The sequence below is a fragment of the Pseudomonas neuropathica genome (genome assembly GCF_015461835.1).
In the GTDB taxonomy this organism is placed as follows: domain Bacteria; phylum Pseudomonadota; class Gammaproteobacteria; order Pseudomonadales; family Pseudomonadaceae; genus Aquipseudomonas; species Aquipseudomonas neuropathica.
Genome location: NZ_JACOPX010000017.1, coordinates 83,169 through 96,626 on the forward strand (window position 1 = coordinate 83,169; position 13,458 = coordinate 96,626).

At 57.9% G+C, this 13,458-nt stretch carries 14 protein-coding genes; 8 read left to right on the forward strand and 6 right to left on the reverse strand.

The genetic code is table 11. The annotated features are described in order from the left end of the window. Positions 1–29 precede the first annotated feature (29 nt). Both H8F23_RS23465 and H8F23_RS23470 read left to right on the forward strand, forming a co-directional pair. On the forward strand, positions 30–701 hold the full coding sequence (locus tag H8F23_RS23465) for a Bax inhibitor-1/YccA family protein (protein ID WP_008081508.1): 672 nt from the start codon (positions 30–32) through the stop codon (positions 699–701). Between the two features lie 405 nt (positions 702–1,106). Then, positions 1,107–2,462: a hypothetical protein gene (locus H8F23_RS23470; RefSeq protein WP_194935948.1), complete on the forward strand. Its 1,356-nt coding sequence runs from the start codon at positions 1,107–1,109 to the stop codon at positions 2,460–2,462. 43 nt (positions 2,463–2,505) lie between these two features. Here H8F23_RS23470 and H8F23_RS23475 read toward each other — a convergent pair whose 3' ends face one another. Continuing rightward, on the reverse strand, positions 2,506–2,823 hold the full coding sequence (locus H8F23_RS23475; RefSeq protein ID WP_093433076.1) for a YceK/YidQ family lipoprotein: 318 nt from the start codon (positions 2,821–2,823) through the stop codon (positions 2,506–2,508). 57 nt (positions 2,824–2,880) lie between these two features. Continuing rightward, entirely contained in the window at positions 2,881–3,318 is a 438-nt protein-coding gene (locus tag H8F23_RS23480; RefSeq protein ID WP_194935949.1) for an Lrp/AsnC family transcriptional regulator, read from the reverse strand. Positions 3,319–3,455: 137 nt separating this feature from the next. Here H8F23_RS23480 and H8F23_RS23485 point away from each other — a divergent pair, with 137 nt between their 5' ends. Continuing rightward, entirely contained in the window at positions 3,456–4,349 is an 894-nt protein-coding gene (locus H8F23_RS23485; protein ID WP_194935950.1) for a DMT family transporter, read from the forward strand. A gap of 3 nt (positions 4,350–4,352) precedes the next feature. On the opposite strand, the gene H8F23_RS23490 is transcribed toward H8F23_RS23485, so the two are convergent. The 4 genes from H8F23_RS23490 to H8F23_RS23505 form a co-directional block, all read right to left on the reverse strand. Then, complete coding sequence (locus H8F23_RS23490; protein ID WP_194935951.1) at positions 4,353–5,393, reverse strand: FUSC family protein; 1,041 nt, start codon at positions 5,391–5,393, stop codon at positions 4,353–4,355. Between the two features lie 61 nt (positions 5,394–5,454). Further along, on the reverse strand, positions 5,455–6,414 hold the full coding sequence (locus tag H8F23_RS23495; RefSeq protein ID WP_194935952.1) for an HlyD family secretion protein: 960 nt from the start codon (positions 6,412–6,414) through the stop codon (positions 5,455–5,457). Positions 6,415–6,419: 5 nt separating this feature from the next. Then, entirely contained in the window at positions 6,420–6,770 is a 351-nt protein-coding gene (locus tag H8F23_RS23500) for a DUF3302 domain-containing protein (RefSeq protein ID WP_194935953.1), read from the reverse strand. Between the two features lie 130 nt (positions 6,771–6,900). Further along, positions 6,901–8,526, reverse strand: coding sequence for an NADP-dependent glyceraldehyde-3-phosphate dehydrogenase (locus H8F23_RS23505; RefSeq protein WP_194935954.1), 1,626 nt, complete (start codon positions 8,524–8,526; stop codon positions 6,901–6,903). Between the two features lie 277 nt (positions 8,527–8,803). Between H8F23_RS23505 and H8F23_RS23510 the strand changes: the two genes are divergently transcribed. The 5 genes from H8F23_RS23510 (at position 8,804) to H8F23_RS29375 (ending at position 13,455) form a co-directional block, all read left to right on the forward strand. Next, a complete protein-coding gene (locus H8F23_RS23510; RefSeq protein ID WP_194935955.1) occupies positions 8,804–9,154 on the forward strand; it encodes a c-type cytochrome in 351 nt (116 codons plus the stop codon). Positions 9,155–9,230: 76 nt separating this feature from the next. After that, on the forward strand, positions 9,231–10,559 hold the full coding sequence (locus H8F23_RS23515; protein WP_194936005.1) for a D-arabinono-1,4-lactone oxidase: 1,329 nt from the start codon (positions 9,231–9,233) through the stop codon (positions 10,557–10,559). 74 nt (positions 10,560–10,633) lie between these two features. Then, positions 10,634–11,842: a DSD1 family PLP-dependent enzyme gene (locus H8F23_RS23520; protein WP_194936006.1), complete on the forward strand. Its 1,209-nt coding sequence runs from the start codon at positions 10,634–10,636 to the stop codon at positions 11,840–11,842. Positions 11,843–11,999: 157 nt separating this feature from the next. Continuing rightward, positions 12,000–12,440: a hypothetical protein gene (locus H8F23_RS23525; protein WP_194935956.1), complete on the forward strand. Its 441-nt coding sequence runs from the start codon at positions 12,000–12,002 to the stop codon at positions 12,438–12,440. 403 nt (positions 12,441–12,843) lie between these two features. Further along, positions 12,844–13,455 carry a transposase gene (locus tag H8F23_RS29375; protein WP_194935957.1) on the forward strand — a complete coding sequence of 204 codons (612 nt, stop codon included), beginning with the start codon at positions 12,844–12,846 and terminating at the stop codon, positions 13,453–13,455. Positions 13,456–13,458 lie beyond the last annotated feature (3 nt).

The window sequence follows — 13,458 nt, forward strand, 5'->3', positions numbered from 1 at the left end:
GAACGTTTCAAACCAACAGGAGTGTCGCCATGCGCGAACAGGATTACGCAGTTAATAACAGCGTGCAGGCTGAGCAGCTAGAGGTTAGCCGCGTCCTGCGCAACACTTACGGCCTACTGGCTCTGACCCTCGCATTCAGCGGCGTCATGGCTTTCGTTGCTCAGCAGATGCGCGTTGGCTACCCGAACATTTTCGTGGTGCTGATCGGCTTCTACGGGCTGTTCTTCCTCACCAACAAACTCCGTGACTCCGCTTGGGGCCTGGTGTCCGCTTTTGCGCTGACCGGTTTCATGGGTTTCCTGCTCGGCCCGATCCTCAACCGTTACCTGGGCATGCAGGGCGGCGCTGAAGTGGTCAGCTCGGCGTTCGCGATGACTGCGCTGGTGTTTGGTGGTCTGTCGGCCTACGTGCTGATTACCCGCAAGGACATGAGCTTCCTCGGCGGTTTCATCACCGCTGGTTTCTTCGTGTTGCTGGGTGCAACGCTGGCGAGCTTCTTCTTCCAGATCAGCGGCCTGCAACTGGCGATCAGCGCAGGTTTCGTGCTGTTCTCTTCGGTGTGCATCCTGTTCCAGACCAGCGCCATCATCCACGGTGGTGAGCGCAACTACATCATGGCGACCATCAGCCTGTATGTATCGATCTACAACCTGTTCATCAGCCTGTTGCAGATCTTCGGCATCATGAGCCGCGACGACTGATCGTTAGTCGTTTCAACAAAAAACCCGCTTCGGCGGGTTTTTTGTTGCTCGCCGAAAAGCGTAGTGGCCTTTTACTTACAAAATGATCTGAAAATAGTGGCGTCTTTTTGGAAATCACCTACACCTAATTACCAAGGAAGAGCAGTAGCCTGATCGACAGGAGTCGGTAACCAGCACCCCTCGTTTAATTCCTGCGTCCCTCGCATTCACTTCCCTTGCTGTTGATCGCCAGGCCTTTTGGTCGAGAGCGACTGTATTCGTTCGTCCAGTGAAAACCGGGAGGTGAACCACGCCAAATGCCATGCACCGTGACCGTATCCCGGCGAACGACCGGGGCCCTGATACCAGAAAAAAATAATGGAGGCCCTGCCATTGCAGGCGTTGTCCCAATCAAGGAGATCATCGATGAACCAGCCCCAAGGAAAACTGGCTGTACTGGCCGTCACCACCGCGCTGTTCAGCGCGTCAACCCTCGCCGGCGTCTATCCTGACTTCGGTTATCAACCACCTTCCAGCCAATACACAGGCCCACTGTTTGAGTTGAGCCAGAATTACCCGGCAACAGCGCCGAAAGTACCACTCCCCGGTTTTTTCAAGAATCTACCGACCAAGCCAGATAACAATTTTGAGACTTGGCGTGCGTACATGGAGGAAGTCAAAACCTATTGCCTTGAAGGCAACGTCGAGGCTGATTGGTACGTGCAGAACAATAAAAAACGTCAGTGGTATCACATGCCGTGGCAGCACTACGGCCCGCTGGGACGCGAAGGGATTCACGGCCTGACCAAAGAGGCGCAGATCCAGGTCAAGCAACTCGCCCCCACGCAGACCGCTACTGGCCAGACATACGCGGTGGGCATCTATAACGACATCGGTGCCTATACCATCGGAGAGGTCTGGAAAGACCCGAACAACCCTGATCCGAAATACACATCGGCGCCCAACAGCTTCCCCGACGGCACCGTAGTCTGCAAAGCTCTGTTCGCCGATATCGATCGCAGCACCGTGCCGTTCCTGGTGAACCCGGTGTTGTGGAAGGGCTACGTCACCGAGACGTTCACCTCGGCCAATCGCAAGGTCAAGGATGTCGCCTTGATCCAGATGGACATCGCCGTGCGCGATAAGCGCATGAGCGCCACCGGCTGGATCTTCGGCACCTTTCAGTACAACGGCGCGAAAACCGGCAAGCCTGGCTGGGACAACCTCGTCCCGGTAGGGATCATGTGGGGCAACGATCCGGAAGAAATCGGCAACGACTTCACCAACCCGCAACCGACGCAGACCAAGATCAACCCCGCGTTGCAACAGACCGCGATCAACGCCAAGACCCAGGAGTTGCCACCCACTCATCTGGGCTGGAACGGTCGCCTCAATGGTCCGGTGGACAACCCCAACAGTTCCTGCCTGAGCTGTCATGCGACCGCCGAAACGCCGCAAGTGGCGATCATGAATCCAACGTTCCAGGCCAATGCGCCGAAGCCGGGTTCGCCTGAATGGATGAAGTGGTTCCAGAACATTCCGGCCGGCCATGCTTTCACGCCGGGCACTCAAAGCACTGACTACAGCCTGCAGTTGTCCGGTGGTCTGGTGAATTACTTCGAGTGGAAATGCGACATGAGCGGCATCTACGCTGACGGCAAGAACGCGTGCAGCAAAGCGTCGGACGTGAAACTGAAAATGCTCAATTCCACCAACAACGCCACGCCGAAGCCATTGCAGAAAGTCATTCGTGACCCGAGCCTGCAGCAACTGCTGGAGTAAGCAGCGAAAAGCCTGCGCACGTTTCGGTGTGCGCAGGCTTTTTTCAGTTGATCAGGATGCTGCCATCAGTCTGCTGTTTGTAAATGGTGTAAGGCAACAACAACGTGTCGAGCACCCCGGACGCCACAGCATCAATCGCCCAGCCGGGCAGGGCGGCATTGTACTTGTTACCTTGGTCTATCGGCGCATGCAGACTGCAGAAGTCATACATCACGCCGCTGTAGATTCTCGGCACCGCCCCGCAATAGGATTTGTTCGATCTCAAATCGTCCACGGCGACCTGGTCGTCGCGCATGACCGTTTGCACTGTCCCGCAACCACTCAACACCAATGCGCTCAGCATCATTGCCTGAACCTTCATACCGCCAATCCTTCGTCGGAAAAACCTCAATCTACGTCAAACGTGTTGAAAAAGCACTTAGGCCATCGGTGGCAAACGGCGCTTGACCGGCGTCTTCTTGACGATCGCAGTATTGGTTTCCGCAAGGGTATTGAGGCGGTCGAGCAGGGTGTCCAGTTGTTCCATCGAGCGCACATGCAGGCGAGCGATGAAGCAGTCCTCGCCGGTGACCTTGTCGCACTCGGTGAACTCGGGAATCGCCAGAATCTGCCGCTCCACCTCCTGCAGTTGTCCCGGCAGCGGCCGAACCCGGACGATTGCCTGCAACTGATAGCCAAAAAACTTCGGATCGATTTCCACGGTGTAGCCCCTGAGCACACCGCGTTCCTCCAGCCGGCGCAAGCGTTCGCCCACACTCGGCGACGACAAGCCGCTGATCTGCGCCAGCGCCTTGAGCGAACGCCGCGAATCCTCCATCAATGCGCCGATGAGGATCTGGTCAATATCGTCAGTCATAAAAATCTCCAGTATTAGGTGATTGACGAAAACCACCCGCGATAAAAAAGGCAGATAGCGAGTTTAGCCTGCTTTTTGCTCTGGAGCGCCGCCGGGACGCCTTGGCATACTTTGTTCAATTGTTGAGGAGATTGATGATGGACAAGACCCTGCGGCGCGGCTCATTCGAAATGACTGCCGCCATGCTCATATCCGGGACGATCGGCTGGTTCGTGCTGGTATCCGGCCAGCCGGTGCTGGACGTGGTGTTCTGGCGCTGCGTGTTCGGCGCCGGCACCTTGCTGTTGATCTGCGCGGTATTCGGTTTCCTGCGCCCGGGCATTCTGACCCGTACCACCTTCCTGCTCGCGGTGCTCAGCGGGCTGGCGATTGTCGGTAACTGGGTGTTGTTGTTTGCCTCCTATTCAAGGGCTTCGATTGCCATCGGCACGGCGGTGTACAACGTGCAGCCGTTCATGCTGGTCGGTTTGGCGGCGCTGTTTCTCGGCGAGAAAATCACCTTGCAAAAGCTGTTCTGGCTGGCGATTTCGTTCATGGGCATGTTGGCGATTGTCAGTGCCCATGGTACCCAGAGTGAAAGCGGCAATGACTATCTGATGGGCATTGCGCTGGCCTTGGGTGCGGCGTTTCTCTATGCGATTGCCGCGTTGATCATCAAGCGCCTGACCGGCACGCCACCGCATTTGATCGCGCTGATTCAGGTCTGCACCGGGGTTCTGTTGCTGGCGCCATTTGCGCATTTCAGCGCATTGCCGCAAGCGCCGAGTGCCTGGGCCAGCCTGGTCACATTGGGCATCGTTCACACCGGTCTGATGTATGTGCTGCTGTATGGCGCCATCCAGAAATTGCCGACCGCATTGACCGGCGCGCTGTCGTTTATCTACCCGATTGCGGCGATCTTCGTCGACTGGTTCGCGTTCGGTCATCGTCTGGAAATTCTGCAATGGCTCGGCGTGGCGGCGATTCTGTTGGCCGCCGCCGGTATGCAACAAGGCTGGGGCCTGAAGTCCCGGCGGCTGGCTGCGCAGTAACCCTCAGATGTTCCAGCGCGGTGCGGTTTTCGCCAGGCGCTGGCGCATCTCGGCAACGTTCGCCGCCAGTTGCCGGGTCAACAAACGATAGCCATCCAGCGCGCTGTAAACCGGCGCGTCGAGGTTTGCCTCCGGTAACTCCACCGGCCTGTCCAGACGCTGCGATGCGCCGGTTTTCAACGCCCGGGCCATGCCGATCAGTTGCACGCGAATCTGCCGATGCTCGGTTTTCAACGCTGATTGCAGGTGAGCCATGGCCTCTGGGTCATTGGCATCCGGTCGCGTGTTGCCGAGAATTTCCAGTGTGCTGATGCACATGCGCAGGTTGCGCTGGATGGCATCAAGTTCGGTCATGGAAATCTTCACTTCCTTGGACACCGACGGCATCAGCGAGCGCAATTGCACCATCACTGCGCCGAGTCGCCCCATCAGCTTCAAATGCTCGTCAGCGCTGACGGGTTGGCCGCCGATGATTCGCCCATACACCGTGGCGCAGTCGCGCAGGGCATCGGCAAGGTTGTAGCGCCACGAATACACCGCGTAAAGCGGCAGGGCGAACGAGAAGGCCAGCGCCAGCGCAATACCAATCAAGATATCGACCCCGCGCCATAAGCCATCGGTGATCGGGTTGTCGCCATGCCCGGCGACAATGAACACGGTGATCGCTGAGAGCAGGGCCGTATAACCCCCCTTGCCAATCGCGTGATAAGAGAAGAACCCACAGACCACCGCCATCGCAAAATACGTCAGCCACGGCATGCCGAGCCACGCCTGTTGCGCCACCAGCAGCAAACCGACGCCAGCACCGATCAACGTGCCGGTGGCGCGTTCGGCGGCTTTTTTGCCGATGTTGCCGTGGTGCTGTAAACCACCGATCACCACCAGCATGGTCACCGAGGCCCATTCACCGTGGGGCAGATTGATGCCGGTGGTCAGCAGGATCGTCGCCAGCAAGCCGAGGGCAACGCGCACCGCATGGATCAGCCGCGCTTGCCGGTAACGTCGATAAGGATCAAGCAACGGACGCAGGACACGGCGCAGCAAGGGCGGAAGTCGATGGGTGCTGTAAGTACTCAGTGCGGGCCTCTCGTGATTGGGTTTCAGGTCAATGGAAAGGAAAAATGTAATTCATCCATGCTGCCATACGCAGGAGGATTTTGCGCATCGTGCCAATGTGATGGAAGTGCTGACTGTACAACGCGGCCTGCCCGTAAGCACCGCCCGGCATCATCTTGCTGTATTGAGCGAAGGCCGGATCGGTGATTTCGATGATCACCGGCACACGCCCGGCCGGCGGCGAATCGGTGTAGCCGATCAGCGTGCCGGAGGGTTGCACCTGACCTTCGGCAATCACCCCGATGACGTTTTTTACCCGGCCGGCGAACACCTTGCCGGGAATGCCATCGAACGCGACTTCTGCTTCATCGCCGACGGTCAGGCGCAGCAGGCTGTTCTGGCGCATCCACGCGGCAAAGTATTGGCCCTCTTCTGGAATGAACACCATCGACGGACGCAGCGGCAACTTGCTCGCCATCATTCCCGGCCGTAGCGAAACATGGGTGACGAAGCCTTTGCTTGGCGCGCGAACGGTGGTGTTGTCCAGCTCGAACTGAGCGTTGTCGAGTTGCGCCTGCAGATCGTCGGTGCGGGCGATGGCGGCGTCCAGTTCACGCTGGGTACCGAAGTTGCGCCGGATCAATTCGGTGATGCGGTAGCGATCACCCTTGGCGGCGATCAGTTGCGCCTTAAGCGACTTCACCCGGTTTTCAAACGGTGTGGGGTCGATGCGAAACAACACATCGCCTTTTTCCAGCGGTTCGTTCCCCTTCACCGGCACGTCGATCACCTGGCCGCTGACGATGGGGATGACCGGCACGGAAACGAAGTAAGTGCGCGCCACCTCGGAGTAGGGGTGGTTGTAGTTCATGGTGAAAATCAAGGCGCCGATCATCAGGATGCCGCCCAGTACGGCGGTGGGCACCGTCCATTTGTTCAGCGGGATACGGAAGATCTTGAACACTGCGACGCAGATCGCGGCATAAGTCAGGATAAGGAGCAAATCCATGGTGTTCAGCCCTCCCCGTTGTGGGGAGCAGTGGCATTCAGCGCTTCGAGTCGCTCGAGGCGTCCTTGCAGTTCGACCACCTGTTGCTCCAGGCGAACGACATGGTTTTGCACGGATTTACCGTCACCGAAGCCCCAGCCGCGATCTTCTCGATAGGCCATCGCCCAGATCCACAGGAAAGGCCAGAGCGCATGCAGTGTGAACAGACTGACCCAGCCAGTGGCATGGATTGCATCCTGATGCGGATGGTTTCGATGGACGGCAATTTCATAGGGAATGTCGTGCAACACGATGATCCCGTAAAACAGCACGAGCCCGGCAAACACCAAAACCCCTAGCGCAAAGTAATCCAGCATGGTCAAGCTCCCGGCATCCAGCACAGTGCTGGGATCAGTGTAGACACTGATTTGCCGGGCGCTTGGCGACTTTGGATCAGAGCCGCATGCGGTCGCCTTCTTGCTTATTCACGATCCGCGTGACAGCGGATCAGAAGATGTAATCGGTGGTCAGGAAGCTCGAATCACGCCCGCGAATGATCTCGCTGATCAGATCCTTGTTGCTGTCCTGGAACTTGGTCGCCACCAGCGTACGGATCGAGAACACCCGTAATGCATCGTGTACCGAGAGCGTACCTTCCGCCGAGTTCTTGCGACCATTGAACGGGTAAGTGTCCGGGCCGCGCTGGCACTGCGCGTTGAGGTTGATCCGCCCGACCTGGTTGGCAAAGGTGTCGACCAGACGACCGACCGCCACCGGGTTGGTGCCGAAGATGCTCAGTTGCTGGCCGAAGTCCGACTCCAGCACGTAATCGATCACGGTATCGAGGTGACGGTACGGCACGATCGGCACCACCGGGCCGAACTGCTCCTCCTGATAGACGCGCATCTGCGGGTTCACCGGGTACAGCACTGCCGGGTAGAAGAACGATTCGCGCGATTCGCCGCCATTGGGGTTGACCACTTCGGCGCCTTTACTGCGCGCATCCGCCACCAGGCCGTGCAGATAATCGACCTTGCCCGACTCCGGCAGCGGCGTCAGCGACACGCCGCTGTCCCACGGCATGCCCGGCTTCAGTGTGGCCAGTTTGGCGTTGAATTTCTCGATAAAGCTGTCGACCACGTCTTCGTGGACAAAGAGGATTTTCAGTGCGGTGCAGCGCTGGCCGTTGAACGACAGCGAACCGGTGACAGCCTCGCTGACGGCATTGTCGAGATCGACTTCCGGCAAGACGATGCCCGGATTTTTCGCATCCAGGCCCAGCGCCGCGCGCAAACGGTGTGGTTTTGGGTGGAGTTTTTTCAGGTCGCTGGCGGCTTTGTTGGTGCCGATGAAGGCGAAGATGTCGATCTTGCCGCTGGCCATCAGCGCGCTGACGGTTTCGCGGCCGCTGCCGTAGATGACGTTGATAACGCCGGTGGGGAAGCTGTCGCGGAACGCTTCGAGCAGCGGACGGATCAGCAGCACGCCGAGCTTGGCCGGTTTGAACACCACGGTGTTGCCCATGATCAGCGCCGGAATCAGCGTAGTGAAGGTTTCGTTCAGCGGATAGTTGTAAGGGCCCATGCACAGGGCGACGCCGAGCGGTACGCGGCGGATCTGCCCGAGGGTGTCCTGTTCCAGCTCGAAACGGCTGGAACGGCGGTCGAGTTCCTTGAGCGCATTGATGGTGTCGACGATGTAGTCGCAGGTGCGGTCGAACTCTTTTTCCGAGTCCTTGAGGTTCTTGCCGATTTCCCACATCAGCAGCTTCACCACTGCGTCACGTTGCTGACGCATGCGGCCGAGGAAGGCTTCGACGTGCTGGATGCGTTCGGCCACGCGCATGGTCGGCCACAGGCCCTGGCCCCGGTCATAGGCACGCACGGCGGCGTCGAGGGCAGTGAGCGCGGTGTCGGCGTCGAGCAATGGCGTGCTGCCGAGGATGACTTGTTCGTCGCCGTTGTCGCCCTTCAGATAAACCGGACTGCGCACCGTGGCGAGCGGGCCGTCCCAGCGGCGCAACTGGCCGTCGACCAGGTATTCGCGTTGCTCGACCTGAGCGTCGAGGCGGTATTTTTCCGGGATGTCGCCGACAGAAGGGAACAGGTTGCCAAGGATGTTTGCTGTGGTCATGTCGCTACCCCGTGTTGATGTCCGTATGCAGATCAAAAAGCCTTCACAGGTTATACGCCTGAATGCGCCGGAATTTAAACCCGCAAATGTCACCCGAATGTCACGCAAAGGCGCACAGCAGAGCGGACTGGCTTGATGATCGTTCCCACGCTCTGCGTGGGAACGAGCATCGGGGGGGGAGAGCTGGCCCCGTTTGCCCCCCTCACTGTCCGGCAATGCCCTCAACCCGTTGCAGCCGCTGCCTTAAGGTGTGAACACAACAATAAGCGAGGCCGTTATGCGGGCAATCCGACTCACTCTAATACTGGCGTTGGTCATGGCTCTGCCTGGCTGCGGCGAAGACCCGAAGCCCTCAGTCACCAGCAACGCCATCCCCAAAGACCCGGCACTGGCGCAGATCTACGCCAACAGCTGCCAGCTCTGCCACGCCAATCCCGCCGCCAACGCACCACTCACCGGTGATCGCAAAGCCTGGGAGCCGCGCATCCAGCAGGGCACCGACACGCTGCTCGATCACGCCATCAACGGCTATAACGGCATGCCGCCGATGGGCCAGTGCGTCGAGTGCTCGGAAGAACAATTCCTGCAATTGATCGGCTTCATGGCCGACCAGCCGCTCCCACAATAAGGTGCCCGGCATGACGATGGATCTGACACGGCGTCAGTTGTTGCAACGGGCAAGCATCGTCGGCGCGTTCAGTGCGTTGGCGAGTCATCCGGCGTTGGGTCAATTGCTGCGCGCGCCACGGCTGATTCCGTGGCGCAACTGGTCGGGCGGGCAGAGTTGCCTGCCGGCGGCGCGACTGGCGCCAAAGAATCTCGATGAACTGACAGCCGTCATCAAACAGGCACAGGGCAAGATTCGCCCGGTCGGCTCGGCGCATTCTTTTAGTGCATTGGTGCCCACCGACGGCACGCTGTTGTCGCTGAGCTATTTCAACGGTCTGCTTGATCACGATGCGAACACCCTGCAAGCCGAGTTTGCCGCCGGCACACCGATGTCACGCATGGGCGTACCGCTGAAAGACATCGGCCAGGCCCTGCAAAACATGGCTGACATCGATTACCAGACCCTTGCTGGAGCCATTGCCACTTCGACCCACGGCACCGGTAAGAACTTCCAGTCCTACTCGGCGCATGTCTGCGGCCTGCAATTGGTCACGGCCAATGGCGAGGTGCTGGACTGCGACAGCCAGCGCCATCCCGAGGTGTTCAACGCCGCCCGCGTCTCCCTCGGTGCGCTCGGTGTCGCCACGAAAATTCGCCTGCAAAACCGCCCGGCATACCGCTTGCGCGAACGCCAATGGATCGCCAAGACCGAAGAGTTGCTCGAGGACCTCGAAAAGAACACAAGTGAAAACCAACACTGGGAAATGCTCGTCGTCACGCATTCCGACTACGCCTTGTCCATCGCCCTCAACGAAACCGACGACCCGGCGACGCCGCCGATCAGCCCGGAAGAAGAGGGCGGCAACGCGTTCGTCACCCTGATCGAGAAGATCGACAAGTACGGCAGCGACTTCCCCGACCTGCGCCGCACGCTGCTCAACAGCCTGCGGCATCTGGCCAGTTTCGATGATCGCGTCGGCGACTCGTTCGACATTTACGCCAATGTGCGAACGGTGCGGTTCAACGAAATGGAATACTCGGTGCCCGCCGAACACGGCCCGGCGTGCCTGCGTGAGATTCTCAAGCTGATTCAGGATAAGGATCTGCGCACCTGGTTTCCCATCGAGTACCGCTACGTCAAGGCTGACGACATTCCGCTGAGTATGTTCGAGGGCCGCGACAGCTGTTCGATCTCGGTACACCAGCATTATCAGATGGATCATCACAACTTCTTCGCGGCGGTCGAACCGATTTTCTGGAAGTACAACGGCCGGCCACACTGGGGCAAGTTGCACACGCTCAACGCGAAGAACCTGCAACCGCTGTATCCGCGCTGGCGCGAGTTTGTCGACGTGCGTCAGGCGCTTGATCCGAGCGGACGCTTTCTCAATGCGCATCTGGCGTCGATATTGGGGGTGAGCTGATGGCCATTGATCGGCGCAAATTTCTGCTCGGTACGTTGGGTGTCGGTGCTCTGTTGGTCGGTGTCGGCGCGTGGTTGCGCCCGGGCGATCGCGGCGCGCCGTACAGCGAATACTTCCGGGCGCTGAACCAGGAATTGAAGGAAAAGGGGCCTATGCGCCCGGTGCTGCTGATCGACCTGGATCGGCTCGATCACAACATTGATGTGGTGATGCAGTCGGTCAAGCGCGGCGGCAAACAATTGCGTCTGGTGGAGAAGTCGCTGCCAGCACCGGGACTTTTGAGCTACATCGCACAGCGTGCCGGAACGCAGAGGCTGATGTCGTTTCATCAGCCGTTTCTCAATCACGATGCGCAGGTTTTTCCAAAGTCCGACATCCTGCTCGGCAAGCCATTGCCGGTGCGTTCGACAGAGCTGTTCTACCAAACCCACAAAGGTCCGTTCGATCCCGAAAAGCAACTGCAATGGCTGCTCGACGGGCCGGAGCGTTTGCAGCAATACCTTGCGCTGGCGCAGGGTTTGGGCACGCGGATGCGCATCAACATCGAACTGGACGTCGGTCTGCATCGTGGCGGGGTCAGTGATGTGAATGTCGTTGGGCAGATGCTCACGCTGATCAGCGCCAACCCGCAGCATCTGGAATTTGCCGGGTTCATGGGTTACGACCCGTTCGTGGGCATGGGCGTGCCGGGGATTCTCGGCTCACCGGAGGAACTGTTCGCCAAGGTCATGGTGATTTATCAGCGTTGCGTCGATTTCACCCGGCAGCATTTTCCCGCGTTGTGGCATGACGGTTTGTGCCTGAACACTGCTGGCAGCCCCAGTTACCGCATTCACGAAAACGAGAAACTGAGTACCGAGGTTTCCGTGGGCACGGCGATGCTCAAACCGACGCACTACGATTTGCCGTCGCTGACCGAGCATGTGCCCGCGACTTACATCGCCACGCCTGTTTTAAAGAGCACCGGTGCGGTGAATATTCCGGCGCTGGATGACAAGTCGAAGATGTTTTCGTGGTGGGACCAGAATCAGCGCCAGACCTATTTCATCTACGGCGGTAACTGGATGGCCGAGTTCGAATCTCCCCAGGGTTTACAGAGCAACAGCGTCTACGGACGCAGCTCCAATCAAGAGATGGTCAATGGCTCCAACGCCGTCGGCCTGACGATAGAAGATCAAGTCTTCCTGCGCCCGACGCAGACTGAAGCAGTGCTGTTGCAGTTTGGGGATTTGTTGGCGGTGCGGGGTGGCAGGATTGTCGAGGTTTGGGCAGTTTATTCATGAATTAATTCTTTTCTGCATATAGACGGTTTCTGATTTGTCAACTGTCAGGTTTGACAGTGGACAACTTGTCACGCCTAGGGATATTAATAAATTCGACAGTGTGATCTTAAATAAAATTGCGCTGTAAAAAATACTTTGTCGAATGAGGTGAAGAACGATGAGCAGCGATTACAAAAAACTTGTTAAAACCAAGTCAACAGCTACGGGTAAATTTGAAGTAGAAGTGGAAGGGTACGGCAAGATCGAACAGCTTGATATCTATCTTTCGGAACAGGGTGACGGTTTTGAGGTTGGGGTCAGAGACGATCCTCCGGGAAACATGCCGCCGACAAGGTTCCTTTTTATAGAGTTCCCCAATAAAACGGCCATCGCGAAATACGATGTCAAAGAACTGAAACGTTTTGCATACCATGATTATTCCGAATGGCATAGTTATGAGTTCGTCCCCGAAAGTGGTTCTGTCAAAGTAAAGTATCAGGACTCACCCCGGCAAGCCTCGGGCGAGATTGATGTCAAGGGGCGTTTAGTCGGCAGTCCACCCCCGCAGGGTCCTGTAAATGTCAGGATTTTCGGAACGTTTGATTTGAAAGAACTATAGTCCTGTCGTCGAAGACAGTCGTTTTAAAAGTTCTGACGAGTTAAGCAGGGTGGTAGCGCCATACTGGACAGTCGTCGTAAGTGCAGATGGCGCTGCATTAAATTATTTTGCTTTTGAAAGTGATAGTTTAATTTGGAAATGAAATTGAGCAGCGGTTATTGCTGATCGCACCTTACAGGGCCTGCCAGTTAGATGGCAACGGACACACCGCCTTCGCGAGCAGGCTCGCTCCCACATTTTTTTATGTATGCCTGAAAACACCCGCCTGCCCACCCCCGGTAATGAAGCTTTTATGACAAAAGTTCGGTAGCACATCGCCAGTCCGGTCATGCCTATGTAACGCGCTTGAGGGGCCCAATGGGGCGCTTTTCACAAGCCGAGGCGGGACGCCGGGAGTGAGGCAATGGGGACTATGGAACGCTACTCGAAAGTGGGCATGCAGGAACTCGATCAACGCCTGTCGAAGATCGTCGAGGCCGCGCGCAAGAAGCCGGTTTCGGTGTATCGCTACGGCGCGCCGTGGGTCTGGATCGTCTCGCAGGATGACTGGCAGGGCGCCTTGAAAGAGGTCTCCAGCTACATTCCGCCGGGCCATTCGCTGGTGTTGCTGCGCCCGCAGATCGACGACTTGTTCGAGGCCCACCGCGAACTCCTGCACGACCTCAATGCCGAGCCGGGCATGTTGATTCCCGCGCAAACGGTGATGCACATCCTGCTCCTGCAACTGCTGTATTCGGTGCCCAGCGAACAGCAACTGTATGAACAGCTCAATTACAACCTGCTGTTCCGCTGGTTCGTTGGCCTGGGCCTGAACCAGAAAGTCTGGAGCTTCAACGCCCTCAGTCGCGACATCGCCACGTTGCTCAACGAGCCCCGTGCGGTGCTGCTCATTCAAAAAATCATCGGCGAAGTGTTCTGCGGCGCGTTGCTGCAAATGCCCGAGTTCTCCTTGAACTTCGCGCTTTTGCACACGTGGCTGGGCAAACACGCCTGCGCCTCGACAGCCAGCAATTGACGC